Genomic DNA, 25,790 nt, shown 5'->3' with positions numbered 1-25,790 from the left:
CTGCCGTTTGTTTTATCTGAGACGTTATTACTGCTGATTTTCTCGTTCAGCGATAAAGTCCAGCGCCTTGTTAATGCGCGCCACGCTGCGTGATTTGCCGATGGCATGAACCGTTACGTCCAGCGCCGGAGACTGACCCGCACCGGTCACCGCAACGCGCAGTGGCATACCGACTTTACCCATGCCGATTTCCAGCTCGTCTGCCGTCGCCTGAATGGCGTGATGCACATTCTCAGCGGTCCATTCGGTGAGCGCAGCCAGCTTGTCACGCACCACTTCCAGCGGCTGACGCGCAACCGGACGGAGGTGTTTCTTCGCGGCGTCCGCGTCGAACTCAGCAAACTCTTCATAGAAGTAGCGGCAGCTTTCAGCAATCTCTTTCAGAGTTTTGCAGCGCTCGCCGAGCAGTTTCACCAGATCCACCAGCTCAGGGCCAGTGCGGGTATCAATATTTGCCTGCTCAATGTGCCACTGCAGGTACGTCGCCACATATTCTGGAGGCATGGTATTGATGTAGTGATGGTTCAGCCACTGGAGCTTGTCGGTATTAAACGCGCTCGCTGATTTGCTGACAGAGCTCAGAGAGAACAGTTCGATCATCTCTTCACGGCTGAAGATCTCCTGGTCACCGTGAGCCCAGCCCAGACGCACCAGATAGTTCAGCAGCGCTTCTGGCAGATAACCGTCGTCGCGATACTGCATGACGCTGACCGCGCCGTGACGTTTAGACAGCTTTTTCCCGTCGTCGCCGTTGATCATGGAGACGTGCGCATAAACAGGCACAGGGGCGTTCAGCGCCTTCAGGATGTTGATCTGACGTGGCGTGTTGTTGATGTGGTCTTCACCACGGACAACGTGAGTAATTTCCATATCCCAGTCGTCAACCACCACGCAGAAGTTGTAGGTTGGGGAACCATCGGTGCGGCGGATGATCAGATCGTCCAGCTCCTGGTTGCTGAATTCGATCGGGCCACGGATCTGGTCGTCAAAGATCACAGATCCCTCTTGCGGGTTAGCAAAACGCACAACGCAAGGCTCATCAGCAGCATGCTCGCTGTGGTCATGGCGGCAGCGGCCGTCATAACGCGGCTTTTCACCATTCGCCATCTGCTCTTCGCGCAGCGCATCCAGACGCTCTTTGGAGCAGTAGCACTTATACGCCGTGCCCGCGACCAGCATTCCATCAATGACGGCGTTATAGCGGTCAAAGCGTTTGGTCTGGAAATACGGGCCTTCGTCCCATTCCAGATTCAGCCAGTTCATCCCATCCATAATGGCTTCAATTGCTTCTGGCGTGGAGCGCTCAAGATCGGTGTCTTCAATACGCAGCACGAACTCACCTTTGTTGTGGCGTGCGAAAAGCCAGGAATAGAGAGCGGTACGTGCACCACCGACGTGCAGATAGCCTGTCGGGCTCGGCGCGAAGCGAGTTTTGATTTTCATGAAATGGCCTTACGTTATAAAGATGCCGGCAATCGGCAAATCCTGGGGAAAAAACGATGGGCAATATTCTATCACTGTGCGGCGATTCCTCAATGTTGATCCCTTTATCGTGACCGAGTTTGCGATTTTTGTTTAGAAATCATGCGCCACAGCCCGTTTCGCGATCGTTTTGCTTAATTTTACGACGAACGAATAAAAACTTTAGAAAATGCGTTGACTCATTTTCAACTCTCCCTATAATGCGACTCCACACAGCGGGGGTGATTAGCTCAGTTGGTAGAGCATCTCCTTTACACGGAGGGGGTCGGCGGTTCGAGCCCGTCATCACCCACCATCTACTTCGGTAGACCCGCAGTGTAGATAAGAATTGAGATTGGGCGATTAGCTCAGTTGGTAGAGCATCTCCTTTACACGGAGGGGGTCGGCGGTTCGAGCCCGTCATCGCCCACCATTCTCACCTTATCACAGCAGTTCCGAAATGGGCGATTAGCTCAGTTGGTAGAGCATCTCCTTTACACGGAGGGGGTCGGCGGTTCGAGCCCGTCATCGCCCACCATTTCGGGTCGTTAGCTCAGTTGGTAGAGCAGTTGACTTTTAATCAATTGGTCGCAGGTTCGAATCCTGCACGACCCACCAATGTAAAAAGGCGCCCTAAAGGCGCCTTTTTGCTATCCGCAGTTTGTCTACTTCCCTGCCTTCAACGTCGCAATCAATACTGATTGTGTATCGATGCAACTCCCTGCCAGATATGGCAGTTTTGCTCAAGCTAATCCCATTGGTGCCGATACCTCTGTTTTATAACGCGAGGAAAAAGTATGACGACCATTCAGGCTTCAACCCAACAGATTCAAACCAGCGGCGCGAGTGGAACTTCGAGCAGTAACGATATCTCTGCGCAAATCACCCGCATTCTCGACAAGATCAAAAAACTGACCCAGCAGTTAAAAGAGCTGTCGAACAGCCCCATCAGCACCGACGAGAAGAAAAAGCAGCAGGAACTTATTCAGACCCAGCTCAAAGTGCTGCAGGCTCAGCTCGCGGCGCTGCAGCGCCAGCAGGCCGAAGAGGCCCAGAAGAAGCAGGAACAAAAACTGGGCAAAGTGGAAGGCGTGAATAGCCCGTCAGACAATAATCAGATTGATATCTACATCTGATCTTCTGATGCGTTAAACAGTGGGTCGCGTATGCGGGCTTCGGTTAATCGTTGTGCCTGGATACGCACCACTTCCCAGATAGCCTGCGCCGCCCCCGAGAGTGAACGATTTTTTCGCCGCACCAGCATCAGCTTTCGCTCGACAACGGGCGTTAATCGCCTGACGGCCAGTCTGCTTCCCTGCGGCAGGGGGAGCGCCAGGGCGGGCAATACGCTGATGCCAATGCCGGCTTCCACCATGGGAAACAGCGTCGCCGGGTGACCAATCTCCTGCACGATTGTTGCCTTTACGCCCTGATTCATCAGCGCGGAATCAATCAACGGACGGCTGCCCGAGGCATAATCCTGTAATACCAGATTCGCGCCCTGCAGGGACTGCCAGCTGACCTCCGGCAACGAGGCCAGCGGATCGTCGTCACGGCAGAGCAGCAAAAAAGGCTCAGAAAGTACGCTTTCGCACGCCAGATCGCTTGCCTGACCGGGATCGATAACAATACCAAAATCGACATCCCCCTGGCGGATGCTCTCCAGCACCCACTGTTGCGGCCTGTCATGCAGCACAAAATCAATGTCCGGGTAGCGATGGCTTCCCTCGGCAATACACTGAGGTATAAGGTGTGCGGATATCGTCTGGCTGGCCGCGACCCGCACGGTACCCGAAAGCTGCTGGCCCAGCCTCCCCACGTCTCTGAGCGTGCTGTTGAGCTCATCCAGCAACCGTTCAAGGCGCAGAGCGAGCTGCTGCCCCGCTTCGGTCAGCACCACTTCGCGCGTGGTTCGGTCAAGTAACCGGACGCCAGTCTGATTTTCCAGCTCTTTCACGCTGTGGCTAACCGCCGACTGGCTCAGGCCAATCATCTCTCCTGCCCGGCTAAAGCTACGAGCCTGCGCCACGGTGACAAAAACACGAAGCTGACGTAGTGAATAATTCATCTGTTTAATTCATGAATGGATGCAATAAATCAATTTTATTTCTCAAATGGAAAAAAGCACAATAGCGTCATCTGTTTTCAGGAGTCATTATGAAACTATTTCGTATTGTTGATCCGTTTACGCTCACCCTGGTAGTTACCGTTTTACTGGCCTCTTTCTTCCCCGCTCGCGGCGGTTTCGTCCCGTTTTTTGAAGGGCTGACGACGGCCGCCATCGCGCTACTGTTCTTTATGCACGGCGCAAAGCTCTCCCGCGAAGCCATTATCGCGGGCGGTAGCCACTGGCGACTACACCTGTGGGTGATGTGCAGCACGTTCATTCTGTTCCCGATCCTCGGCGTGCTGTTTGCCTGGTGGGCACCGGTAAACGTCGATCCGGCCCTTTATACGGGCTTCCTCTATCTGTGCATTCTGCCCGCGACCGTGCAGTCCGCCATTGCGTTTACCTCGCTGGCTGGCGGCAACGTAGCGGCGGCGGTTTGTTCAGCATCCGCGTCCAGCCTGTTAGGAATTTTCGTCTCCCCGCTGCTGGTAGGCCTGCTGATGAACATGCACGGTGCGGAAGGTAACCTTGAGCAGGTGGGCAAAATCTGTCTGCAGCTGCTGCTGCCGTTTGTGCTGGGGCATCTTTCCCGACCGTGGACCGGGGCGTTTGTGGCGAAGCATAAAAAATGGATTTCAAAAACCGACCAGACCTCGATTCTGCTGGTGGTTTACTCCGCCTTTAGCGAAGCGGTCGTGAACGGGATCTGGCACAAGGTGGGGGCAGGCTCGCTGCTGTTTATCGTGGTGGTCAGCATCGTCCTGCTGGCGATTGTGATTGCGGTAAACGTCTTTGTGGCACGCAAGTGCGGCTTCAACAAAGCGGATGAAATCACGATTGTGTTCTGCGGTTCGAAAAAGAGCCTGGCGAACGGCATCCCGATGGCCAACATTCTGTTCCCGACCTCGGTGATTGGGATGATGGTGCTGCCGCTGATGATTTTCCACCAGATCCAACTGATGGTCTGCGCGGTGCTGGCGCGTCGCTACAAGCGCCAGACCGAAAAGCTGGCGCAGGAAGAGACCCGCGCCGCGAAGGCTTAAGTTAAGGACGTTTCAGGGGCTGCACCAGCTGGGTCAGCCCCTCGGTTTTGATCAATAACGTGATAGCCATCAGCTCGCCCAGTCGCCCTGTTGGGAATTCATCCTTACGGGCAAACCACAGCAGATACTCCTCCGGCAAATCAATCAGCCTGCGGCCCTTGTATTTACCAAACGGCATCTCCGTATTGGCGATCTCAACGAGCTGCTCTTTCTCCACGTTACTCTCCTAACAGACGCATCATTTCCGCTTCGTCGATAACCGCAATGCCGAGCTCCTGGGCTTTCGCCAGCTTCGAACCCGCCGCTTCACCGGCGATCACCAGGTCGGTTTTCTTCGACACGCTGCCCGCAACTTTTGCCCCCAGCGCCACCAGACGTGCTTTGGCATCGTCGCGTGAAAGCTGGCTCAGGCTGCCGGTCAGCACCACCGTTTTACCGGCGAACGGGCTGTCGATCTCTTCAGCGTTAACCACCACCGGCGCGGGCCATTTAATGCCCTCTTCCAGCAGTTCGCCGATGACGTTACGGTTGCTCTCTTCGGCGAAGAAGTTAAAGACGTGCGTGGCGACGACAATACCTACGTCCGGGACTTTCTGCAGCTCCTCGATGCTCGCTTTTTCCAGCGCCTCCAGCGTACCAAAGTATGCTGCCAGACCTGCTGCGGTTGCTTCACCCACTTCACGAATGCCCAGCGCGTAGAGGAAACGGGCGAAAGTCGTCTCTTTTGCGGCTTCCAGCGCGTTAACCACGTTCTGGGCAGACTTAGGTCCCATGCGGTCCAGACCGGTCAGTTTACCAGCGGTCAACCTGAAGAGGTCCGCTGGCGTGTGAACATACTCTTTCTCAACCAGCTGATCGATAATCTTATCGCCCATTCCGTCAACGTCCATTGCGCGACGGGAAACGAAGTGCTTCAGTGACTCTTTACGCTGCGCGCCACAGATTAAGCCGCCCGTACAGCGCGCCACCGCTTCACCTTCTACGCGCTCAACGTCCGAGCCGCACACCGGACAATGGGTCGGGAAGACAACTTCGCGCGTATCGTCAGGACGCTCTGACTCAACGACGTTAACCACCTGCGGGATCACGTCCCCTGCGCGGCGAATCACCACTTTGTCACCAATGCGCAGGCCCAGGCGTTCGATTTCATCGGCGTTGTGCAGCGTGGCGTTACTCACCAGCACGCCCGCCACCTGCACTGGTTCCAGACGGGCGACCGGTGTAATAGCCCCCGTTCGACCGACCTGGAACTCCACGTCGCGAACGAAGGTCATCTGCTCCTGGGCAGGGAACTTAAACGCCACCGCCCAGCGCGGCGCGCGCGCCACAAAGCCCAGCTGCTCCTGCAGCGCCAGTGAATTCACCTTGATGACGACGCCATCAATATCAAAACCGAGCGTCGGACGGTCCTCTTCCACCTTGTGGTAGAACGCCAGTACCGCTTCCGGCGAGTCGCAGAGCTGGACGCGATTGCTTACCGGCAGGCCCCACGCTTTAAACTGCAGCAGGCGTCCGAGGTGCGTATCCGGCAGCTCGCCGCCCTCCAGAATACCCACACCGTAGCAGAAGAAAGTAAGCGGTCGCTTCGCGGTAATACGTGGGTCAAGCTGGCGCAGCGAGCCCGCCGCCGCATTACGCGGGTTAGCAAACACTTTCCCGCCGGTGCGACGAGCCTCTTCGTTAATTTTCTCGAAGCCCGCCTGCGGCAGGAACACTTCGCCGCGCACTTCCAGACGAGCAGGAATGTTGTCACCCTGCAGCCTCAGAGGGATCGCGCGGATGGTACGCACGTTGGTGGTGATGTCTTCGCCCGTCGTGCCGTCGCCACGCGTCGCGGCACGCACCAGCACGCCGTTTTCATAGAGAAGACTGACCGCCAGGCCATCCAGCTTGAGCTCGCAGCACCAGGTGAGAGAGTCGCTGCTTTTCAGGCGATCCTGCACGCGCTTGTTAAACGCGAGGAAGCTCTCTTCATCGAAGACGTTATCCAGCGACAGCATCGGCACTTCATGACGCACCTGGCTGAAAGCGCCCAGCGGCTCAGCGCCGACGCGCTGGGTGGGGGAATCCGGCGTGATGAGTTCAGGATGCTGCGACTCTAGTTCGCGCAGCTCGCGCATAAGGCGGTCATACTCCGCATCCGGCACTTCCGGCGCGTCCATAACATGATAGAGGTATTCATGATGGCGAAGCGTGGTTCGCAGTTCAGTGAGTTGTTGTTCGATTGAGTCCATATCGCACCATCAATGAGAAAAAACCCCCGACATGCGGGGGTTGAGGAGGAATTGAAGTCAACGCGGCGATTACGCGTTAGCTTCCTTAACTTCGCGGATGCGGTCCTGATACTCGCGCAATTTCTGCGGGGTCATCATTCGACGCTGATCGTCGAGCACCACGCCACCGACTTCGTCAGCGATGTGCTGAGCGGACTGCAGCATCAGCTTAAAGTTTTGCAGTTCATCACCGTAGGACGGCACCTGCATAAAGATAGTGACGCCCGGGGTCACGAAATCACCGGTCATTTCCGGATCGAAGGTGCCAGGGTTAACCATGTTGGCCAGGCTAAACAGCGCCGGACCGCTACCGTCAGGGCTCAGGTGGCGATGGAAAATATTCATATCGCCAAACTTGAAGCCTGCCTGTTGAATACTGTTAAGCAGCACATCGCCATTGAGATGGCTACCGTGATGCGCGGCCACGTTCATGATGATCACCGCTTCTTTACGCTGCGGTTTTTCAACAACCGGCTCTGGCTCTACAACGGGCTCAGGCTCAACGTGCGGGGCCGGAGCAGGCTGAGGCGCAGGCTGTACGTGAACAGGCTGCTGCGGTTGTTGTACCGGCTGAGCAGGTTGTTGCTGCACGGGCTGCTGAACCGGTTGCTGTACCGGTTGATGTTGAACCGGCTGTGGCGCAGCAGGCTGCTGATAAACAGGCTGTTGCGGCGGCTGGCGCACCGGCTCTTCCACAGGCTGCGGCGCTGGCTGGCGCGGCTGTGCAGAAGCATACGGCGGTTGATACTGGTGCTGCGAAGGACGAGGCGCTTCATGCTCCCCATGGCCTGCGCCGGGCGCAGTATTGACCCGATGAACACGAACTTCACCCACGCCGTCGTCATCGCTGCCGTCGATGTCATCTTCACTGTCATCGTCGTCACGACTGGACTTCATGCGCTTCAGTGGGCGATCGCGAAACATCGATGAACGCTCTTTACGGCTGGTCCAGAAACCATGTACCAGTAAAGCGATTATGGCGATCGCGCCAACAATGATTAATATCAGACGCAAATCCTGCATCATTATATTCTCTGTTGTTCTAACACCTTGCCACCACGGCAAACATTTACTCACTAAGAGTATTTGCCGTTTACGTCAAGTGCAAGTGTGTGCAGAGCATTCACAGCATAAAGATGAAGGAAATCGTGCTTTTTGCTGGTTTTTCGAACATTTCCGAACTGGTCATTGCTCCGTAAGTGGATAATATAGGCGTGCAATTCCACTGGTTGTGTAAAAAGGAGTACAGCCTGGCTATGGTTTCAACATCTTCTTCCCCCCCGCGCAGCGGCGTCTGGTATTTTTCTCAGGGCTGGAAACTGGTCTCCCTGCCGGGGATTCGACGCTTCGTCATTCTGCCGCTATTGATCAACATTATTCTTATGGGCGGCGCGTTCTGGTGGCTGTTTACAAAGCTGGAGAGCTGGATCCCGTCGCTGATGAGTTACGTGCCGGACTGGCTGCAGTGGCTTAACTACCTGCTCTGGCCGGTGGCGGTGATCTCCGTGCTGCTGGTGTTTGGCTACTTCTTCTCGACAATTGCAAACTGGATAGCCGCACCGTTTAACGGTCTGCTGGCGGAACAGCTGGAAGCGCGGCTTACCGGTGCGACGCCGCCGGACACAGGGATATGGGGAATCATGAAAGACCTCCCTCGCATTATGAAGCGCGAATGGCAGAAGTTTGCCTGGTACCTGCCCCGCGCGCTCGTGCTGCTTATCCTCTATTTTGTGCCAGGCATTGGCCAGACCGTGGCACCGGTGCTGTGGTTCCTGTTCAGCGCCTGGATGCTGGCCATTCAGTACTGCGACTATCCTTTCGATAACCACAAGGTACCGTTTAAAGAGATGCGCACCGCCCTGCGCAGCCAGAAGGTCGCCAATATGCAGTTTGGCGCACTGACCAGCCTGTTCACCATGATTCCCTTCCTTAATCTGTTCATTATGCCCGTCGCCGTTTGCGGCGCGACGGCGATGTGGGTCGACTGCTACCGTGCTAAGCACGCGTTATGGAAATAATGAAAAAATGTGTAAAGCAGGGGTGGCTTATGCCGCCCCTTATTCCATACTGATCCCCATTATTTCCTTGCAGTATATAGATATGCGAATTCCTTACTTCCCCCTACCTGCTCAACAGGTATGCTGGGTCGGTATCCCAATTTCATACAGTTAAGGACAGGCCATGAGTAAGATTTATGAAGACAACTCGCTGACTATCGGTCATACGCCCCTGGTTCGACTGAACCGTATCGGTAATGGACGCATCCTGGCGAAGGTCGAATCACGTAACCCGAGCTTCAGCGTTAAATGCCGTATCGGTGCAAACATGATTTGGGATGCTGAAAAACGTGGCGTGCTGAAGCCTGGCGTTGAGCTGGTGGAACCGACCAGCGGCAACACCGGTATTGCTCTGGCCTATGTTGCTGCTGCGCGCGGCTACAAGCTGACGCTGACTATGCCAGAAACGATGAGCATCGAGCGTCGTAAGCTGCTTAAAGCGCTGGGCGCGAACCTGGTTCTGACCGAAGGCGCGAAGGGCATGAAGGGCGCCATTCAGAAAGCCGAAGAGATTGTAGCCAGCGATCCGGCGAAATATCTGCTGCTGCAGCAGTTCAGCAACCCGGCAAACCCGGAAATTCACGAGAAGACCACCGGTCCGGAAATCTGGGAAGATACCGACGGCCAGGTTGACGTCTTTATCTCCGGCGTGGGTACCGGCGGTACGCTGACCGGCGTGTCACGCTATATTAAAGGCACAAAGGGTAAAAAAGACCTGATCACCGTTGCCGTTGAGCCGACTGACTCACCGGTTATCACCCAGGCCCTGGCCGGTGAAGAGCTCAAACCAGGCCCGCATAAAATCCAGGGTATTGGCGCAGGCTTCATTCCGGGCAACCTGGATCTGAAGCTGATCGATAAAGTGGTCACCATCACTAACGAAGAGGCCATCTCTACCGCGCGTCGCCTGATGGATGAAGAAGGCATTCTGGCGGGTATCTCTTCCGGTGCGGCCGTTGCGGCAGCGCTCAAGCTGCAGGAAGACGAAGCCTTTACCAATAAGAATATTGTGGTTATCCTTCCGTCCTCGGGTGAGCGTTACTTGAGCACCGCACTGTTTGCCGATCTGTTTACCGAAAAAGAGCTGCAACAGTAGTGCCAGCATGTTAATAACGCGTAAAAAAGCACCTTTCCAGGTGCTTTTTTGTGGCCTGCTTCAAACTTTTGCCCCTCCTGGCATTGCTTCACCCCGTTGGGTCTGGTATTTAAACCAGCAATTATTTTGATGCGTGAAATTAATCGGTGAATGAAATAGCCTTGCTGAATCGATTTTATGATTTGGTTCAAGTCTTGCTTTCGCTGCATAATGTTTAATGACGATCGAAACGTCAGCGCTAACAATACAGGCTAAAGTTCAGTCGCCAGGCTAGACTTTAGTTCCACAACACTAAACCTATAAGTTGGGGAAATACAATGTTCCAGCAAGAAGTTACCATTACCGCTCCGAACGGTCTGCACACCCGCCCTGCTGCTCAGTTTGTTAAAGAAGCAAAAGGCTTTTCTTCTGAAATCACTGTGACTTCCAACGGCAAAAGCGCGAGCGCAAAAAGCCTGTTCAAACTGCAGACTCTGGGCCTGACTCAGGGCACCGTTGTCACCATCTCTGCGGAAGGTGAAGACGAGCAGAAAGCAGTTGAGCATCTGGTAAAACTGATGGCTGAGCTCGAGTAAGTTTCCGGGTTCTTTTAAATATCAGTCACAAGTAAGGTAGGGTTATGATTTCAGGCATTTTAGCATCCCCGGGTATCGCTTTCGGCAAAGCACTGCTGCTGAAAGAAGACGAGATCGTCATCGACCGGAAAAAAATTTCTGCCGACAAGGTTGATCAGGAAGTTGAACGTTTTCTGAGCGGTCGTGCCAAGGCATCTGCGCAACTGGAAGCAATCAAAACTAAAGCTGGCGAAACTTTCGGTGAAGAAAAAGAAGCCATCTTCGAAGGGCACATCATGCTGCTCGAAGATGAGGAGCTGGAGCAGGAAATCATAGCCCTGATTAAAGATAAAGGCATGACGGCCGACGCGGCTGCGCATGAAGTTATCGAAGGTCAGGCAACTGCCCTGGAAGAACTGGATGATGAATACCTGAAAGAGCGTGCGGCTGACGTACGTGACATCGGTAAGCGCCTGCTGCGCAACATCCTGGGTCTGGCCATTATCGACCTGAGCGCAATTCAGGATGAAGTGATCCTGGTTGCCGCGGACCTCACCCCGTCTGAAACCGCACAGCTGAACCTGAAAAAGGTCCTCGGTTTCATCACCGACGCGGGTGGCCGTACCTCCCACACCTCTATCATGGCGCGCTCTCTGGAACTGCCTGCCATCGTGGGTACCGGTAGCGTCACCTCTCAGGTGAAAAACGGCGACTATCTGATTCTGGATGCCGTAAACAATCTGGTTTACGTCAACCCAACTAATGAAGAGATCGATAAACTGCGCGCGGTTCAGGAGCAGGTTGCGACTGAAAAAGCGGAACTCGCTAAGCTGAAAGACCTGCCAGCCATCACCCTTGACGGCCATCAGGTAGAAGTATGCGCAAACATCGGTACCGTTCGCGACGTTGATGGCGCTGAGCGCAACGGTGCGGAAGGCGTAGGTCTCTATCGTACAGAATTCCTGTTCATGGACCGCGACGCGCTGCCAACGGAAGAAGAGCAGTTTGCTGCCTATAAAGCCGTGGCTGAAGCGTGTGGCTCTCAGGCGGTTATCGTCCGTACTATGGACATTGGTGGCGATAAAGAGCTGCCGTACATGAACTTCCCGAAAGAAGAGAACCCGTTCCTGGGCTGGCGTGCGATTCGTATCGCGATGGATCGTAAAGAGATCCTGCGTGACCAGGTTCGCGCGATCCTGCGTGCCTCTGCTTTCGGTAAACTGCGCATCATGTTCCCGATGATCATCTCTGTTGAAGAAGTGCGTGCACTGAAGAAAGAGATCGAAATTTACAAGCAGGAACTGCGCGACGAAGGTAAAGCGTTTGACGAGTCAATCGAGATCGGCGTAATGGTGGAAACACCTGCGGCGGCGACTATTGCGCGTCATTTAGCCAAAGAAGTTGATTTCTTTAGTATCGGCACCAATGATTTAACGCAGTACACCCTGGCAGTTGACCGTGGTAATGATATGATTTCACATCTCTACCAGCCAATGTCACCGTCCGTACTGAACTTGATCAAGCAAGTTATTGATGCTTCTCATGCAGAAGGTAAATGGACTGGCATGTGTGGTGAGCTTGCAGGCGACGAACGTGCTACACTTCTGTTGCTGGGTATGGGTCTGGACGAATTCTCTATGAGCGCCATTTCCATCCCGCGCATTAAGAAGATTATCCGTAACACGAACTTCGAAGATGCGAAGGTGTTAGCAGAGCAGGCTCTTGCTCAACCGACAACGGACGAGTTAATGACGCTGGTTAACAAGTTCATTGAAGAAAAAACAATCTGCTAATCCACGAGATGCGGCCCAAATTACTGCTTAGGAGAAGATCATGGGTTTGTTCGATAAACTGAAATCTCTGGTTTCTGATGATAAGAAAGACTCCGGAACTATTGAGATTGTTGCTCCGCTCTCCGGCGAGATCGTCAACATCGAAGACGTGCCGGATGTAGTGTTTGCTGAGAAAATCGTTGGTGATGGCATTGCTATCAAACCAACTGGCAACAAAATGGTTGCTCCAGTTGACGGCACCATCGGTAAAATTTTTGAAACCAACCATGCGTTCTCTATCGAATCTGATAGCGGTATCGAACTGTTCGTTCACTTCGGTATCGACACCGTTGAACTGAAAGGCGAAGGCTTCAAACGTATCGCGGAAGAAGGCCAGCGTGTTAAAGTTGGCGACCCGGTGATTGAATTCGATCTGCCACTGCTGGAAGAAAAAGCCAAGTCTACCCTGACGCCGGTTGTTATCTCCAACATGGATGAAATCAAAGAACTGATCAAACTGTCTGGCAGCGTCACCGTGGGTGAAACCCCGGTTATCCGCATCAAGAAGTAATTCTTGCCGCACAGAAAAATGGCGCCTTCGGGCGCCATTTTTGTTTATGCCGGGAGGATAAGCTCATCGTAGCCTTTCGACTGGGTATAAAGCATCACGTCAGTCACCCGATCGCCGGCCATGCGAATGGCATCGGCAACGGTTTTCCCCTCAACAATGCCGCTCACCAGCTCTGAACAGAACAGGTCGCCCGTCCCTTTCAGATCGGTTTCTACGCGCGGGTGCGCGCTGACGGTCACGCCCTCATTCGTCACCAGCACCACGTGGATATTTTGCGGGTCGTCAGCGACCGGCGCGCTGGTGATCGCCACCCATTTCAGGCTGTCTGAAAGCAGTCCCTGTGCCGCCGCGATGGCGCTTTCCGGCGTGCGGCACGGCTTGCCGCTTAACACTTCCAGCTCGTAGACGTTTGGCGTAATCCCCTGCGCCAGCGGCAGCAGGTGCTCCCGATACGCCTGCGGGATATCCGGCTTCACGTACATCCCGCTGTCGATATCGCCGATAACTGGGTCGACCAGCACCAGCAGATCAGGATGCTGAGCTTTGACCGCCTTCAGCCACTGCGCCAGCAGGACTATTTGGCTGGCACTGCCCATATAGCCTGTGGTAACCGCCTTAAGCTCGCGCAGGATCTCGCGCTCTTCCAGCGCCTTCAGGTAGCCGCTGAACCACTCATCGGGGATCACGCCACCATAGAAGGTGTCATAGTGTGGCGTGTTGCTGAACAGTACCGTTGGCACGGCGGTGACGTTCAGCCTGTGGGTTCGAATATTAGGCACCGCAATGCTGTTACCCACGCTCCCGTACACCACCTGCGACTGTACCGCGACAATATCAGTTTGCTGCGCCCGGGTATTATCCCGGAATAGAATCATCTCCATGACGCTTAAATCCCCGCCCCCTGCGAATAACTCTCTTCACCAAAGACGCCGGTAGAAAGATAGCGATCGCCGCGATCGCAAATAATCGCCACCACCACCGCGCCCGGGTTTGCCTGCGCTACCCGAATCGCACCCGCTACCGCGCCGCCCGAGCTGACTCCGCAGAAGATACCTTCGCGCACGGCAAGCTCACGCATGGTATTTTCCGCCTCGCGCTGGTGAAGATCCAGCACCTGGTCAACAAGCTTTGCATTAAAGATGCCGGGCATATACTCCGCCGGCCAGCGGCGAATGCCCGGAATGCTGCTCCCCTCTTCCGGCTGAAGGCCCACAATGGTGACGGCTTTATCCTGCTCGCGCAGAAAACGCGATACGCCGGTAATGGTGCCGGTGGTGCCCATGCTGGAGACAAAATGGGTGATTCGCCCGTCGGTTTGCTGCCAGATTTCCGGGCCGGTTGTGGTGTAGTGCGCGTACGGGTTGTCCGGGTTATTAAACTGATCGAGCAGTTTACCTTCGCCGCGCTCGGCCATTTGTAACGCCAGGTCGCGCGCGCCTTCCATCCCCTGCTCTTTGGTCACCAGAATCAGCTCGGCCCCATAGGCACGCATCGCGGCGCGGCGCTCCTGGCTCATGTTGTCCGGCATCAGCAGCTTCATGCGGTAGCCTTTCAGCGCCGCAATCATCGCCAGGGCGATACCGGTGTTGCCGCTGGTGGCTTCAATCAGCACGTCTCCCGGCTTAATTTCTCCGCGTTTTTCAGCCTGGACAATCATCGACAGCGCGGCACGATCTTTTACCGACCCCGCCGGGTTATTGCCTTCGAGTTTGACCCAGATTTCGCTGCCGTTAGCCGGCCCCATGCGCTGAAGTTTGACCAGAGGGGTGTTGCCGATGGTGTGTTCGAGTGTATTCACGTTTTTTACTCAATAAAAAAGCCGGGTGGCGTTTCGCTTACCCGGCCTACAAGACGCAGTGATAACTGTAGGCCCGGTAAGCGCAGCGCCACCGGGCGATAAACATCCTAATAACCTATCAGGCTGACTCCGCCAGAGCAATATCCTCGCGCGTCTCGATGCGCTCCTTCCCGTGATAAATCCGGGCATGCTGCAGCCCGACAAACAGGCGCTCCCCCCGGTGCGGCGGGACGTCGTCGCGCATGACCACGGTCAGCGGCTCGGTATACCAGCCCAGCGGCTGTACCACCAGTTGGGTGTAGTGACCTTTAGGGCTCGCTTCCAGCACCTGCACCGGCAGCGGTGAATCCAGGCTGGTTCGGCGGCTCACGTCCACTTCCCACGGACGCAGGAACAGATCGACCGGGCCCTGGTGCGCGGAGGTATAGCCCAGCGGCCAGCGGTGCGCGCCCACGTGGAACTGACCGCCGCGAATAGTGCCCTGCAGACGGTTCACCTCGCCCATAAACTCCAGCACGAAGCGGGTCGCCGGTTCACGCCAGAGCTGCTCCGGTTCGTCAACCTGCTCAATGTTGCCCTGGCTCATGACCACCACGCGATCCGCAACTTCCATCGCCTCTTCCTGATCGTGGGTCACGAAGACGCTGGTGAATTTCAGCTCTTCATGGAGCTGACGCAGCCAGCGGCGCAGCTCTTTACGCACCTGCGCATCCAGCGCGCCGAAGGGCTCATCCAGCAGCAGAATTTGCGGTTCAACGGCCAGCGCGCGAGCCAGCGCTACGCGCTGTTTCTGCCCGCCGGACAGCTGGGCCGGGAAACGATCCGCCAGGTGAGCCAGCTGCACCATCTCCAGCAGTTTGGTCACCTTAGCCTTAATGGTTGCCGCATCCGGGCGCTCGCGACGCGGCAGCACGGTAAGCCCAAACGCGATGTTGTCAAATACGGTCATGTGGCGGAACAGGGCGTAATGCTGGAACACAAAACCCACTTTACGATCGCGGGCGTGCAGGCGGCTCACGTCGGTGCCGTGGAAGCGGATGTGTCCGCTGGTCTGATGCTCAAGCCCGGCGATAATGCGCAGCAGCGTGGTTTTGCCCGAGCCGGACGGCCCCAGCAGCGCCACCATTTGTCCGGAAGGGATATCCAGCGAGATATCATTCAGCACCTGGGTGCGACCAAAAGACTTCTTAATATTGGCAATCTCAATGCTCATGATTTCCCTCCTGATGCTGACGTTTTTCCTGATTTTCTAAACGCCACTGCACCACACTCTTCAAAAACAGGGTCAAAATGGCCATCAGCGTCAGCAACGCTGCGGCAGTAAACGAGCCGATGGTGTTGTAGTCCTGCTGCAGCAGTTCAATCTGCAGCGGCAGCGACAGGGTTTCACCGCGAATGGAGCCGGAAACAACGGAAACGGCACCGAACTCGCCAATCGCGCGGGCGTTGGTCAGCACCACGCCGTAAAGCAGCGCCCAGCGGATGTTCGGCAGCGTCACGCGGCGGAACATTTGCCAGCCCGAAGCCCCCAGCAGCACCGCCGCTTCGTCTTCGTTGCTCCCCTGGCTTAGCATCACTGGCACCAGTTCGCGCACTACAAATGGACATGTCACGAAGATGGTGACCAGCACCATGCCCGGCCAGGCGAACATGATCTGCAGGTTATGCGCATCCAGCCAGCCGCCCAGTGGGCCGTTGGAGCCATAAAAGAGCAGGTACACCAGGCCCGCTACCACCGGCGACACGGCAAACGGAATATCCAGCAGGGTCAGCAGCAGCTGACGTCCCGGGAAGTTAAAACGCGTCACCAGCCACGCCAGCAGGGTACCGAACACCAGGTTCACCGGGACGGTGATCAGGGCAATCAGCACGGTCAGCCAAATGGCGTGGAGCATATCCGGGTTCGCCAGGTTTTCCAGCGCGGGCATCAGACCCTTGCTGAACGCCTGAACGAAAATATAAATCGTCGGAACGACGAGAATGAGGGCGGAAACCAGCACGCCCGCCCCAATCAGAAACCATTTACCCCAGTTGATGCGGGGCGCATCGTATCGCTTCAATTGCGTAACTTCCGCCATCAGTGACCTACCACACGTCGACCAAAGCGACTTTGCAGAGTGTTAATCGAGTACAGCAGCAGCAGCGAGGCGGCGAGGATCACCGAAGCAATCGCGCTCGCCGCCGGATAATCAAACTCCTGCAGGCGGATGAAAATCATCAGCGAGGTCACTTCCGTTTTCCAGGCGATGTTCCCGGCGATAAAAATCACCGCGCCGAACTCACCGAGGCTGCGGGTAAACGACAGCGCAACACCTGCCATCAGCGCTGGAGAGAGCTCCGGCAGCACCACCTTGCGGAAGCTCTGCCAGCGCGTGGCGCCCAGTGTTTCCGCCGCTTCTTCGTATTCCGGACCCAACTCTTCCAGCACCGGCTGCACGGTACGTACCACAAACGGGATGCTGGTGAAGGCCATCGCCACCGCGATACCGAGCCAGGTGTAGGTTACTTTGATATCAAATTTCGCCAGCCACTCGCCGTACAGCCCGTTTACAGAGAAGAGCGACGCGAGGGTTAAGCCCGCCACCGCCGTCGGCAGCGCAAACGGCAGATCCATCAGGGCGTCAAGCAGCGTGCGGCCCGGGAAGCGATAGCGGGTCAGGATCCACGCCATCAGCAGGCCAAACACGCCGTTAAAAATGGAGGCGACAAACGCCGACAGCAGCGTCACCTTATAGGCCGCCACCACCTGCGGGTTGGTGACCACGTCCCAGTACTGCGCCCAGCTCATCTGAGCAAGCTGCATCACCAGCGCGCTGAGCGGCAACAGCAGGATCAGGCAGACGAACAGCAGGCTGGTCCCGAGGCTTAAGGTAAAGCCCGGCAGGACGCGTTTTGTCGAAACTGCAAACATTACTTATGCCCCGCCGCCAGCAGTTTGTCTAACTCACCGCCGCTGGCAAAATGCGTTTTCATCACATCAGGCCAGGAGCCAAAATGTTCTTCCACGCGGAACAGCGCGGTCTGCGGGAACTTATCTTTCAGCTTGTTCATCACGTCCGGGTTGTTTACGCGGTAGTAGTAATCGGTAATGATGGTCTGCGCCTGAGGGCTGTACAGGTAGTTGAGATAGGCTTTTGCCGCTTTCTCGGTACCGTTCGCCTGCACGTTTTTATCCACCCATGCGACCGGGAACTCGGCCAGAATGTTGGTTTTCGGGATAACCACCTCAAAGCCCTGCGCTTCATACTGTTTGCGGATGTTATTCACTTCCGATTCAAAGCTGATCAGCACGTCGCCGAGACCGCGCTCCGCGAAGGTCGTTGTCGCCCCGCGGCCGCCGGTATCAAACACTTCGACGTTTTTCAGGAACTGGGTCATGAACTGCTCGGTTTTGGCTTTATCGTTACCGTCAGCCTTGTCCGCCGCGCCCCACGCGGCTAAATAGGTATAACGCGCGTTACCGGAGGTTTTTGGGTTCGGGAAAATCAGCTTCACGTCGGAACGCACCAGATCGCTCCAGTCGTGGATATTCTTCGGGTTGCCCTTACGCACCAGGAAGCCCATGGTGGAATAGAACGGGGAGCTGTTGTTCGGCAGACGGCTCTGCCAGTCCGCCGGGATGAGGTTGCCTTTGTCGTGCAGGATCTGCACGTCAGTCACCTGGTTGTAAGTCACCACATCCGCTTTCAGGCCCTGCAAAATCGCCAGCGCCTGCTTGGACGAGCCGGCGTGGGACTGCTTGATGGTCAGCTTGTCGCCGTTATTGTCTTTCGCCCACTGCTGTTCAAACGGTGGATTAAGGGCGGCAAACAGCTCGCGGGAGACATCATACGAACTGTTCAACAGTTCAGTCGCCTGCGCCTGTGCCACCAGCAGTAAACCTGCCAGCGCCAGAGTTCCTTTTTTCAGTACAGTAACGGCCATTGCGCACCCTTATAAATGTGATGACTATCTTATAGTCATAATATTTATAACGGGGATGAAAGGAGTAACGGTTTTATATACCGTTTGGTGATTTAGAAGCAGAAAAGGGAATAAGGGTGAGGCTTGGTGCCCTCACCCCGGCCCTCTCCCGCAGGGAGAGGGAGAAATGCCATTACAGCGCTAGCAAACGCTCAACGGACGGCGCAAAGTAGTAGCCGCCGGTCACCGGTTTGGTGAAGCGGAGCATGGCGTCGCGCTTGCCGTCGGTATCACCGAACATGCTCAGCAGCTGCTGCTCGATGTTATACAGGCGCGCGCAGTAGGCGCAGAAGTAAAGGCCGTGCGTTCCGCTTGCAGTACCGTACGGCAGGCTCTGGCGGACAATCTTCAGCCCTTTGCCGTCTTCTTTGAGGTCAACGCGGGTCAGGTGCGAGGTAACGGGACGGTCGTCGCCGTCAATCTCTTCGTTAGCCTCTTTCGTACGGCCAATCATCATCTCCTGGTCGTGCACGCTCATGCGGTTAAGCTGCTTGAGGTTGTGCTCCCAGCGCTGCACGAACACGTAGCTGCCGCCCGCGTCCACGCCGTCTTTAATCACCGCCACCTCACGACGCGTCTCTTCCCCCGCCGGGTTTTCGGTACCGTCGACGAAGCCGCTCAGATCGCGCTCTTCGACCCAGCGGAAGCCGTGAACCTCTTCCTGCACATCAATGCTGTCGCCAAAAGCCGCTACCGCCGCCTGGGCAACGGAAAAGTTCACGTCGTGACGCAGGGAGAGAATGTGGATCAGCACGTCGTATTGGGTTGCCGGAGCCAGACCTTTGCCGTATGGGATGAAGTCTTTCAGCTCTTCCGCCCCTTCGCCACCGCTCAGCTGACGCCAGACGTTATTGCCAAAGGCGACAACGGCGCCGAGGTGTGCTTCCGGGAATTTGGCCTGGAAGGTCGCCAGTTTATCAATAAACGCTTTGCTGGCCGCACGCAGGGCATCCACGTCCCCTTTAACATTGGCTTCAATCCAAATCGCCGCGCGGCAATGTTCTGGCAAAATGCCACTCTGAACCTGAGACATCGCTCCTCCTGAAATAAAGATGCCACGTCAGCGTGGCATTGATGGCGGGTATTATACCCGGATTTCAGCGAGGCGGTTTGCTCAGGCGCAAATTACTGCTTCCAGAGTATTTTGCTCACTTTCCAGCTCTTAAGCGTGTCGTCAGACGGCATCAGTCCTTCCGGGCCGCTCCAGGTGCCGGTGAAGACATAGCTGATGTGCTGGCTGCCTTCAGCCTTACATTCCACCGCAACCTTGTCGTCAGACGGCACGCTGGCGCAGTTGCCAAAGGCCTGCTTATAAAGATCGCTAAACGGGGTCCCCACCTTCACACCGCTCGCCGTCGGAATATCTTCATCCATCACGGCAATTCGGTTGACCGTGCCTTTATCACCGTTAATCACCAGCGCCAGCTTGTCGCCCTTCAGCGCCTCGTAGTAGCGAACAATATTGCCATTCTCCGTTTTCATGCCGCTGCGCAGGCGGTAATCACTGCTGAGCGCATCCTGGATAGCATTCTGATCCAGCGCCGTCGCGGCGGTAATTTTCCCCACGCCCTGCTCGGTTACTTCCGTTGATGAGCCAAACCAGTTCCACGGATACGCAGCGGACCAGTTAATGGAGGAGAGCGTCGAACAGCCGGTCAATGCCAGCGGGAGAGCGCATAAGAGTAAACGCAGCGATTTCATTAAAACGTCCTTACTTGTTAAATCAACGCTTGTTGGAGTGCGACATCGGCAAAAAGTGCCGGATTAATCATCCTGAGGCGCAAAACAGGCGCGAAGACGCGGGTTGGTCATCAGCCACAGCAGCGCCACAATATCGGCCACCACCAGCGCAACGCCGGTGCCCGTCAGCGGTTCACCGTACCACCAGAGAACCGGCTGCCATAAGAGCAGCGCAGTCTGGGCAAGGATTAGCAGCCAGCGAAGCGTGCGCCAAAAACGAGGGATCAGGTGCCGTCGTCCGCTGCACAAAAAAGCCACCACCGCCGGTACGCCCGGCAGTAAGCCGAGCCAGAAAGCATCGTGATCGGGATAAAAAAGATTCAGCAGCGTATCGCCCTGCCCGCGCGACGCGGCGGCCATCACAAACAGAACCCAGGTTCTGGCCTGGAGCAGCAGAACGCACCAGAATAAAAAGGGCAGCCTGACGCGGCCCTGCGCGTCATAGTCTGCCGGATGGATCTCAGTACTCTTCATCTTCGATCAGACGCTTTCCCAGATTCAGCACGTCAGAATGCTCGTAGCCCAGACGCTCATACATTCCCAGCACCACATCGTTATCTTCCCGCACCATAATCTGGATTTTCGGGCAGCCGCGGGCGATCAGCTTCTTCTCGAGCCGGTTAAGCAGCGCATTGGCAATGCCGCGACCACGGTATTCCGGGTGGACGCCCAGATAATAGGCCGAGCCGCGGTGGCCGTCGTAACCGCCCATTACCGTCCCCACAACCTCACCGTTGACTTCCGCGACCAGGAACAGACTGACGTCGTGATTCACCTTACGTTCGATATCCATTTCCGGATCGTTCCACGGACGCAGCAGATCGCAGCGCTCCCAAAGGGTAATCACCTCTTCGAAATCTTCCTGGCGAAAAACGCGTATCTCCATGGTATTAACCGCCTTTTCGGGTTTAAAAACAGTGATTATGGCGCGAAGCTCGCCTTTAGCCAATAACCGGGGAAAATCTCGCCAAAATTTGGCATAATGTCACTTTGTCACGTATTGAAATGAAAAGTAAAACAATTCTCAACATGGACTGTCGTAACGGGAAACACGATACGATATAACACCAGGACCCCATTTTTTAGTATTCAGGCCGCATGAGCACATTCAAACCATTAAAAGCACTCACATCGCGTCGTCAGGTTCTCAAAGCGGGGCTGGCGGCCTTAACGTTAACGGGTATCGCAAAGCAGGCTCAGGCGAAAGACGAGAGCACGCTTAAAACCAGTAACGGACACAGCAAACCGAAAAGCAAAAAGCCGGGCGCGAAGCGTCTGGTGATGCTCGACCCTGGGCACGGCGGCATTGATACCGGCGCCATCGGCAAAAACGGGTCGAAAGAAAAACACGTCGTGCTGGCGATTGCAAAAAATGTGCGGACGATTTTACGCAGTAACGGCATTGACGCCCGTCTGACGCGCTCTGGCGATACCTTTATTCCGCTGTATGACCGCGTAGAGATCGCCCACCAGCACGGTGCGGATCTGTTTATGTCGATTCACGCGGACGGCTTTACCAACCCTTCTGCGGCAGGTGCCTCGGTGTTTGCGCTTTCCAACCGCGGCGCCAGTAGCGCCATGGCGAAATACCTCTCCGACCGCGAAAACCGGGCGGATGAAGTCGCCGGGAAAAAAGCCACCGACAAAGACCACCTGCTACAGCAGGTGCTGTTCGACCTCGTGCAGACGGATACGATCAAAAACAGCCTGACGCTTGGCTCGCACATCCTGAAGAAGATTAAGCCGGTGCATCGCCTGCACAGCAAAGGCACCGAGCAGGCGGCGTTCGTGGTCCTGAAATCACCGTCCATCCCGTCCGTGCTGGTGGAAACCTCCTTCATCACCAACCCGGAAGAGGAGCGACTCCTTGGCACCACGGCATTTCGTCAGAAGATCGCCAACGCTATCGCCTCTGGCATTATCAGTTATTTCAACTGGTTCGATAACCAAAAAGCGCACTCCAGGAAACGTTGATGAAACCCGATGCACAACTGGTCAAAACTTTCCTGCTGAAGCTGCAGGATGAGATTTGCCAGAAACTGGCCGCCGCAGACTGCGGAGAATTTCAGGAAGATACCTGGCAGCGCGAGGCCGGCGGCGGCGGGCGCAGCCGCGTGCTGCGTAACGGCGGCATCTTCGAACAGGCTGGCGTGAATTTTTCCCACGTTCACGGTGACGCCATGCCCGCGTCTGCGACGGCACATCGTCCCGAACTCGCGGGCCGCAGCTTCGAAGCGATGGGCGTCTCGCTGGTGGTGCACCCGCACAACCCGTTCGTGCCAACCAGCCACGCCAACGTGCGCTTTTTCATTGCGGAAAAGCCGGGGGCCGATCCGGTCTGGTGGTTTGGCGGCGGTTTCGACATGACGCCCTACTACGGCTTCGAAGAGGATGCCGTGCACTGGCACACCACCGCGCGGGATCTTTGCCTGCCGTTTGGCGAAGACATTTACCCGAAATATAAAAAGTGGTGCGACGACTACTTTTACCTGAAGCATCGCGACGAGCAGCGCGGCATCGGCGGACTGTTCTTTGACGATCTCAACACGCCTGATTTTGATACCGCGTTCAGCTTTATGCGTGCGGTGGGTGAAGGCTATACCGACGCGTACCTGCCTATCGTCGAACGCCGTAAAGACACCAGCTACGGCGTGCGCGAGCGCGAGTTCCAGCTCTACCGCCGCGGGCGCTACGTGGAGTTCAACCTGGTGTGGGATCGCGGGACGCTGTTCGGCCTGCAGACCGGCGGGCGCACGGAGTCGATTCTGATGTCGATGCCGCCGCTGGTGCGCTGGGAGTACTGCTACGAGCCAAAAGAAGGCAGCCCGGAGGCTGCCTTAAAAGAGTTTATTCAGGTTCGGGACTGGGTGTAACCCTCCCCTCACCCCGGCCCTCTCCCAAAGGGAGAGGGTTAGGGTGAGGGTAAAAATTACAGCGGCTGCGTCTGCGCCTCAACTACCGCCAGCGCGACCATATTCACGATACGACGCACGGAGGCAATCGGCGTTAACACGTGCACCGGTTTTGCCACGCCCATCAGCACCGGTCCTACGGTCACCCCTTCAGAGCTGGAGACGCGCAGCAGGTTATAGCTGATACGCGCCGCTTCCACGTTCGGCATAATCAGGATATTAGCCGATCCCTTTAGCGGGCTGTCCGGCATACGTTCATTACGGATGCTTTCCACGAGCGCGGCATCGCCGTGCATTTCTCCGTCAATCATCAGCTCCGGCGCGCGCTCGCGCACCAGCGCCAGCGTCTCACGCATTTTGCAAGCCGCCGCAGATTTGGACGAACCGAAGTTAGAGTGCGACAGCAGCGCCACCTTCGGCTCGATACCAAAGCGACGCACGGTCTCGGCGGCCATCACGGTGATCTCCGCCAGCTCATCCGGGCTCGGATCGTCGTTAACGTAGGTGTCAGCGATAAAGGTGTTGCCGCTCGGCAGCAGCAGGGCGTTCATCGCACCGGCGGTATGCACGCCGTCGCGATAGCCGAAGATCTCCTGCACCACGCTAAAGTGCTCGTGGTAATCGCCGATGGTGCCGCAGATCAGCGCATCCGCCTCGCCGCGATGGACCATGATCGCGCCGATCACCGTCGTGTTGCTGATGACGGCTTTCTGCGCCTGCTCCTGGGTGATCCCCCGACGCTTCATGATCGCGTAGTATTCGGTCCAGTACTCTTTGAAGCGCGGATCGGATTCGTTGTTTACGATCTCGAAGTCGACGCCCGGCTTAATCTGCAGGCCCAGCTTCTGGATACGCATTTCAATCACGCTCGGACGACCAATCAGGATCGGCTTCGCCAGACCTAAGGTGATCAGCTCCTGGGTGGCGTGCAGCACGCGCGCCTCTTCCCCTTCCGCCAGCACCACGCGCTTCGCGTCGGCGCGCGCCTGAGAGAAGATCGGCTTCATGAACAGGTTGGTTTTATAGACAAACTCGGTGAGCTTATCGACGTAAGCGTCGAAGTCTTCAATCGGACGCGTCGCCACGCCGGAGTCCATTGCCGCTTTGGCCACCGCAGGGGCAATTTTGACAATCAGACGCGGGTCGAACGGTTTTGGAATGATGTAGTCCGGGCCGAAGCTCAGATCCTGATCGCCATAGGCTGAGGCAACCACTTCGCTCTGCTCGGCGTGGGCCAGCTCCGCGATGGCGTGAACGGCTGCAAGCTTCATCTCTTCGTTGATCGCCGTTGCGCCGACGTCCAGCGCGCCGCGGAAGATGAACGGGAAGCAGAGCACGTTGTTGACCTGGTTCGGGTAGTCCGAACGGCCGGTACAGATGATGGCGTCTTCACGCACCGCTTTCGCCAGCGGCGGCAGAATTTCCGGCTCAGGGTTCGCCAGGGCCAGGATCATTGGCGCACGCGCCATCTTCTTCACCATCTCCTGGGTCAGCACCTTCGGACCCGAGCAGCCGAGGAAGATATCCGCGCCGTCAATGACGTCCTCAAGCGTGCGCTTGCCGTCGTCTTCTACCGCATACGCCGCTTTGGTTTCCGCCATGTTCGGCTCGCGGTCTTTATAAATAACGCCCTTAGAGTCGCAGACCACAATGTTGTGTTTCTGCATACCCAGCGCCACCAGCAGGTTCATACAGGCGATGGCCGCGGCGCCGGCGCCGGAGACCACCATGCGCACGTCGGAGAGGTTTTTCTCTACCACGCGCAGGCCGTTCAGAATCGCAGCGGTGCTGATAATGGCCGTACCGTGCTGGTCATCATGGAACACTGGAATGTTCATACGCTCGCGCAGCTTCTGCTCGATATAGAAACATTCCGGCGCTTTGATGTCTTCCAGGTTGATCCCGCCGAAAGTCGGCTCCAGCGCGGCCACTACGTTAATGAACTTGTCAGGATCGAGTTCATCCACCTCGATATCGAACACGTCGATACCGGCGAATTTCTTGAACAGCACCCCCTTGCCTTCCATCACCGGCTTACCGGCCAGCGCGCCGATGTTGCCCAGCCCCAGCACCGCCGTGCCGTTAGAGATCACGGCGACAAGATTGCCGCGCGCGGTGTATTTGTAGGCCGCCAGCGGGTCTTTTTCGATTTCCAGACACGGGGCAGCTACGCCCGGGGAATAGGCCAGTGCCAGATCGCGCTGAGTTGCCAGCGGCTTGGTTGGGGAGACCTGGATTTTGCCCGGGACAGGGAACTCGTGAAAATCGAGGGCACTCTGTTTCAACTGCTCATCCATCTTATTTATCCTTTCACGTATCGGTCAAAAGGGTGACGTAAGCGATCCTGATGCACACCCTGGTGTGCCGCCTAGTATCGCCTCAGGCCGCCTCCTAAACTTTGAAGGCAGCCAAACTCTCACCATCACACATTAAAAATTGT

Annotated in this window: 25 protein-coding genes and 4 tRNA genes; 13 read left to right on the top strand and 16 right to left on the bottom strand. The window is 56.2% G+C overall.

Features of this window, described 5'->3' with window-relative positions:
- Positions 1–27 precede the first annotated feature (27 nt).
- Positions 28–1,443: a glutamate--tRNA ligase gene (gltX, locus tag USH94_RS00770; RefSeq protein WP_111965209.1), complete on the bottom strand. Its 1,416-nt coding sequence runs from the start codon at positions 1,441–1,443 to the stop codon at positions 28–30.
- A gap of 258 nt (positions 1,444–1,701) precedes the next feature.
- Between gltX and USH94_RS00765 the strand changes: the two genes are divergently transcribed.
- The 5 genes from USH94_RS00765 (at position 1,702) to USH94_RS00745 (ending at position 2,597) form a co-directional block, all read left to right on the top strand.
- Positions 1,702–1,777 (top strand) — tRNA-Val (locus USH94_RS00765).
- A gap of 41 nt (positions 1,778–1,818) precedes the next feature.
- Positions 1,819–1,894, top strand: a tRNA-Val gene (locus tag USH94_RS00760).
- Between the two features lie 29 nt (positions 1,895–1,923).
- Positions 1,924–1,999 (top strand) — tRNA-Val (locus USH94_RS00755).
- A 4-nt stretch (positions 2,000–2,003) separates the two neighbouring features.
- Positions 2,004–2,079: transfer RNA gene (locus USH94_RS00750), tRNA-Lys, on the top strand.
- Positions 2,080–2,258: 179 nt separating this feature from the next.
- Entirely contained in the window at positions 2,259–2,597 is a 339-nt protein-coding gene (locus tag USH94_RS00745; protein ID WP_111965208.1) for a FlxA-like family protein, read from the top strand.
- On the opposite strand, the gene USH94_RS00740 is transcribed toward USH94_RS00745, so the two are convergent.
- The gene (locus USH94_RS00740; protein ID WP_111965207.1) at positions 2,588–3,529 is read right to left on the bottom strand and encodes a LysR family transcriptional regulator; all 942 of its coding nucleotides are present in this window, start codon (positions 3,527–3,529) and stop codon (positions 2,588–2,590) included. The two genes, USH94_RS00745 and USH94_RS00740, sit on opposite strands and share 10 nt — an antisense overlap.
- Positions 3,530–3,618: 89 nt before the next feature.
- On the opposite strand from USH94_RS00740, the gene USH94_RS00735 reads away from it, so the two are divergent.
- On the top strand, positions 3,619–4,614 hold the full coding sequence (locus USH94_RS00735) for a bile acid:sodium symporter family protein (protein ID WP_111965206.1): 996 nt from the start codon (positions 3,619–3,621) through the stop codon (positions 4,612–4,614).
- Position 4,615: 1 nt separating this feature from the next.
- On the opposite strand, the gene USH94_RS00730 is transcribed toward USH94_RS00735, so the two are convergent.
- The 3 genes from USH94_RS00730 to zipA form a co-directional block, all read right to left on the bottom strand.
- On the bottom strand, positions 4,616–4,831 hold the full coding sequence (locus USH94_RS00730) for a DUF3820 family protein (RefSeq protein ID WP_045894690.1): 216 nt from the start codon (positions 4,829–4,831) through the stop codon (positions 4,616–4,618).
- A gap of 1 nt (position 4,832) precedes the next feature.
- A complete protein-coding gene (gene ligA, locus USH94_RS00725) occupies positions 4,833–6,848 on the bottom strand; it encodes an NAD-dependent DNA ligase LigA (protein WP_111965205.1) in 2,016 nt (671 codons plus the stop codon).
- Positions 6,849–6,917: 69 nt separating this feature from the next.
- Positions 6,918–7,913: a cell division protein ZipA gene (gene zipA / locus USH94_RS00720; protein ID WP_111965204.1), complete on the bottom strand. Its 996-nt coding sequence runs from the start codon at positions 7,911–7,913 to the stop codon at positions 6,918–6,920.
- Positions 7,914–8,143: 230 nt separating this feature from the next.
- Here zipA and cysZ point away from each other — a divergent pair, with 230 nt between their 5' ends.
- From cysZ to crr, 5 genes are all read left to right on the top strand, one after another.
- On the top strand, positions 8,144–8,905 hold the full coding sequence (gene cysZ / locus USH94_RS00715) for a sulfate transporter CysZ (protein WP_111965203.1): 762 nt from the start codon (positions 8,144–8,146) through the stop codon (positions 8,903–8,905).
- Between the two features lie 163 nt (positions 8,906–9,068).
- Positions 9,069–10,040: a cysteine synthase A gene (gene cysK, locus USH94_RS00710; RefSeq protein WP_014884739.1), complete on the top strand. Its 972-nt coding sequence runs from the start codon at positions 9,069–9,071 to the stop codon at positions 10,038–10,040.
- 317 nt (positions 10,041–10,357) lie between these two features.
- Positions 10,358–10,615, top strand: coding sequence for a phosphocarrier protein Hpr (gene ptsH, locus USH94_RS00705; RefSeq protein WP_045909449.1), 258 nt, complete (start codon positions 10,358–10,360; stop codon positions 10,613–10,615).
- 44 nt (positions 10,616–10,659) lie between these two features.
- Positions 10,660–12,387 (top strand): phosphoenolpyruvate-protein phosphotransferase PtsI, encoded by a 1,728-nt coding sequence (gene ptsI / locus USH94_RS00700; protein ID WP_023332954.1) that lies wholly within the window; start codon positions 10,660–10,662, stop codon positions 12,385–12,387.
- Positions 12,388–12,427: 40 nt separating this feature from the next.
- Positions 12,428–12,937 carry a PTS glucose transporter subunit IIA gene (gene crr, locus USH94_RS00695; protein ID WP_003861316.1) on the top strand — a complete coding sequence of 170 codons (510 nt, stop codon included), beginning with the start codon at positions 12,428–12,430 and terminating at the stop codon, positions 12,935–12,937.
- 44 nt (positions 12,938–12,981) lie between these two features.
- Here crr and pdxK read toward each other — a convergent pair whose 3' ends face one another.
- The 10 genes from pdxK to USH94_RS00645 all read right to left on the bottom strand — a co-directional run bounded on the left by pdxK (position 12,982) and on the right by USH94_RS00645 (position 21,324).
- Entirely contained in the window at positions 12,982–13,818 is an 837-nt protein-coding gene (pdxK, locus tag USH94_RS00690) for a pyridoxine/pyridoxal/pyridoxamine kinase (RefSeq protein ID WP_111965202.1), read from the bottom strand.
- A 5-nt stretch (positions 13,819–13,823) separates the two neighbouring features.
- Positions 13,824–14,735, bottom strand: a complete 912-nt coding sequence (gene cysM, locus USH94_RS00685) for a cysteine synthase CysM (RefSeq protein WP_111965201.1) — start codon at positions 14,733–14,735, stop codon at positions 13,824–13,826.
- A 118-nt stretch (positions 14,736–14,853) separates the two neighbouring features.
- Positions 14,854–15,948 carry a sulfate/thiosulfate ABC transporter ATP-binding protein CysA gene (gene cysA, locus USH94_RS00680; protein ID WP_008501607.1) on the bottom strand — a complete coding sequence of 365 codons (1,095 nt, stop codon included), beginning with the start codon at positions 15,946–15,948 and terminating at the stop codon, positions 14,854–14,856.
- On the bottom strand, positions 15,938–16,813 hold the full coding sequence (gene cysW, locus USH94_RS00675) for a sulfate/thiosulfate ABC transporter permease CysW (protein WP_045325891.1): 876 nt from the start codon (positions 16,811–16,813) through the stop codon (positions 15,938–15,940). The genes cysA and cysW overlap by 11 nt, the downstream gene beginning before the upstream one ends.
- On the bottom strand, positions 16,813–17,646 hold the full coding sequence (cysT, locus tag USH94_RS00670; RefSeq protein WP_004123378.1) for a sulfate/thiosulfate ABC transporter permease CysT: 834 nt from the start codon (positions 17,644–17,646) through the stop codon (positions 16,813–16,815). The genes cysW and cysT overlap by 1 nt, the downstream gene beginning before the upstream one ends.
- Positions 17,646–18,659, bottom strand: coding sequence for a sulfate ABC transporter substrate-binding protein (locus tag USH94_RS00665; protein WP_111965200.1), 1,014 nt, complete (start codon positions 18,657–18,659; stop codon positions 17,646–17,648). The genes cysT and USH94_RS00665 overlap by 1 nt, the downstream gene beginning before the upstream one ends.
- 172 nt (positions 18,660–18,831) lie before the next feature.
- Positions 18,832–19,731: a Dyp-type peroxidase gene (locus tag USH94_RS00660; RefSeq protein WP_111965199.1), complete on the bottom strand. Its 900-nt coding sequence runs from the start codon at positions 19,729–19,731 to the stop codon at positions 18,832–18,834.
- Positions 19,732–19,823: 92 nt separating this feature from the next.
- The gene (locus USH94_RS00655) at positions 19,824–20,399 is read right to left on the bottom strand and encodes an RpoE-regulated lipoprotein (RefSeq protein WP_111965198.1); all 576 of its coding nucleotides are present in this window, start codon (positions 20,397–20,399) and stop codon (positions 19,824–19,826) included.
- Positions 20,400–20,462: 63 nt separating this feature from the next.
- Positions 20,463–20,912: a DUF2919 domain-containing protein gene (locus USH94_RS00650; protein WP_111965197.1), complete on the bottom strand. Its 450-nt coding sequence runs from the start codon at positions 20,910–20,912 to the stop codon at positions 20,463–20,465.
- Positions 20,899–21,324, bottom strand: coding sequence for a GNAT family acetyltransferase (locus tag USH94_RS00645; protein ID WP_014884750.1), 426 nt, complete (start codon positions 21,322–21,324; stop codon positions 20,899–20,901). Before USH94_RS00645 ends, USH94_RS00650 begins: the two co-directional genes overlap by 14 nt.
- A 212-nt stretch (positions 21,325–21,536) precedes the next feature.
- Here USH94_RS00645 and amiA point away from each other — a divergent pair, with 212 nt between their 5' ends.
- Together amiA and hemF are read left to right on the top strand one after the other, a co-directional pair.
- Positions 21,537–22,412, top strand: coding sequence for an N-acetylmuramoyl-L-alanine amidase AmiA (gene amiA, locus USH94_RS00640; protein WP_111965196.1), 876 nt, complete (start codon positions 21,537–21,539; stop codon positions 22,410–22,412).
- Positions 22,412–23,311 (top strand): oxygen-dependent coproporphyrinogen oxidase, encoded by a 900-nt coding sequence (gene hemF, locus USH94_RS00635; protein ID WP_111965195.1) that lies wholly within the window; start codon positions 22,412–22,414, stop codon positions 23,309–23,311. The genes amiA and hemF overlap by 1 nt, the downstream gene beginning before the upstream one ends.
- A gap of 56 nt (positions 23,312–23,367) precedes the next feature.
- Here hemF and maeB read toward each other — a convergent pair whose 3' ends face one another.
- Positions 23,368–25,647 carry an NADP-dependent oxaloacetate-decarboxylating malate dehydrogenase gene (maeB, locus tag USH94_RS00630; protein WP_111965194.1) on the bottom strand — a complete coding sequence of 760 codons (2,280 nt, stop codon included), beginning with the start codon at positions 25,645–25,647 and terminating at the stop codon, positions 23,368–23,370.
- Positions 25,648–25,790: the final 143 nt, after the last annotated feature.

Source organism: Enterobacter sp. 148H3, from assembly GCF_034107425.1.
Classification (GTDB): Bacteria; Pseudomonadota; Gammaproteobacteria; order Enterobacterales; family Enterobacteriaceae; genus Enterobacter; species Enterobacter vonholyi.
This window is presented reverse-complemented; position numbering and strand designations above follow the sequence as displayed.

Excerpts from the sequence above, each read along its gene's own strand:
- USH94_RS00740 (WP_111965207.1), bottom strand. The coding sequence starts at position 3,529 with ATGAATTATTCACTACGTCAGCTTCGTGTTTTTGTCACCGTGGCGCAG.
- amiA (WP_111965196.1), top strand. The coding sequence starts at position 21,537 with ATGAGCACATTCAAACCATTAAAAGCACTCACATCGCGTCGTCAGGTT.
- USH94_RS00645 (WP_014884750.1), bottom strand. The coding sequence starts at position 21,324 with ATGGAGATACGCGTTTTTCGCCAGGAAGATTTCGAAGAGGTGATTACC.
- pdxK (WP_111965202.1), bottom strand. The coding sequence starts at position 13,818 with ATGGAGATGATTCTATTCCGGGATAATACCCGGGCGCAGCAAACTGAT.
- USH94_RS00650 (WP_111965197.1), bottom strand. The coding sequence starts at position 20,912 with ATGAAGAGTACTGAGATCCATCCGGCAGACTATGACGCGCAGGGCCGC.
- cysZ (WP_111965203.1), top strand. The coding sequence starts at position 8,144 with ATGGTTTCAACATCTTCTTCCCCCCCGCGCAGCGGCGTCTGGTATTTT.
- cysT (WP_004123378.1), bottom strand. The coding sequence starts at position 17,646 with ATGTTTGCAGTTTCGACAAAACGCGTCCTGCCGGGCTTTACCTTAAGC.
- USH94_RS00660 (WP_111965199.1), bottom strand. The coding sequence starts at position 19,731 with ATGTCTCAGGTTCAGAGTGGCATTTTGCCAGAACATTGCCGCGCGGCG.
- cysK (WP_014884739.1), top strand. The coding sequence starts at position 9,069 with ATGAGTAAGATTTATGAAGACAACTCGCTGACTATCGGTCATACGCCC.
- maeB (WP_111965194.1), bottom strand. The coding sequence starts at position 25,647 with ATGGATGAGCAGTTGAAACAGAGTGCCCTCGATTTTCACGAGTTCCCT.
- USH94_RS00655 (WP_111965198.1), bottom strand. The coding sequence starts at position 20,399 with ATGAAATCGCTGCGTTTACTCTTATGCGCTCTCCCGCTGGCATTGACC.
- USH94_RS00745 (WP_111965208.1), top strand. The coding sequence starts at position 2,259 with ATGACGACCATTCAGGCTTCAACCCAACAGATTCAAACCAGCGGCGCG.
- USH94_RS00735 (WP_111965206.1), top strand. The coding sequence starts at position 3,619 with ATGAAACTATTTCGTATTGTTGATCCGTTTACGCTCACCCTGGTAGTT.
- zipA (WP_111965204.1), bottom strand. The coding sequence starts at position 7,913 with ATGATGCAGGATTTGCGTCTGATATTAATCATTGTTGGCGCGATCGCC.
- ptsH (WP_045909449.1), top strand. The coding sequence starts at position 10,358 with ATGTTCCAGCAAGAAGTTACCATTACCGCTCCGAACGGTCTGCACACC.
- ptsI (WP_023332954.1), top strand. The coding sequence starts at position 10,660 with ATGATTTCAGGCATTTTAGCATCCCCGGGTATCGCTTTCGGCAAAGCA.
- crr (WP_003861316.1), top strand. The coding sequence starts at position 12,428 with ATGGGTTTGTTCGATAAACTGAAATCTCTGGTTTCTGATGATAAGAAA.
- ligA (WP_111965205.1), bottom strand. The coding sequence starts at position 6,848 with ATGGACTCAATCGAACAACAACTCACTGAACTGCGAACCACGCTTCGC.
- cysW (WP_045325891.1), bottom strand. The coding sequence starts at position 16,813 with ATGGCGGAAGTTACGCAATTGAAGCGATACGATGCGCCCCGCATCAAC.
- cysA (WP_008501607.1), bottom strand. The coding sequence starts at position 15,948 with ATGAGCATTGAGATTGCCAATATTAAGAAGTCTTTTGGTCGCACCCAG.
- hemF (WP_111965195.1), top strand. The coding sequence starts at position 22,412 with ATGAAACCCGATGCACAACTGGTCAAAACTTTCCTGCTGAAGCTGCAG.
- USH94_RS00665 (WP_111965200.1), bottom strand. The coding sequence starts at position 18,659 with ATGGCCGTTACTGTACTGAAAAAAGGAACTCTGGCGCTGGCAGGTTTA.
- gltX (WP_111965209.1), bottom strand. The coding sequence starts at position 1,443 with ATGAAAATCAAAACTCGCTTCGCGCCGAGCCCGACAGGCTATCTGCAC.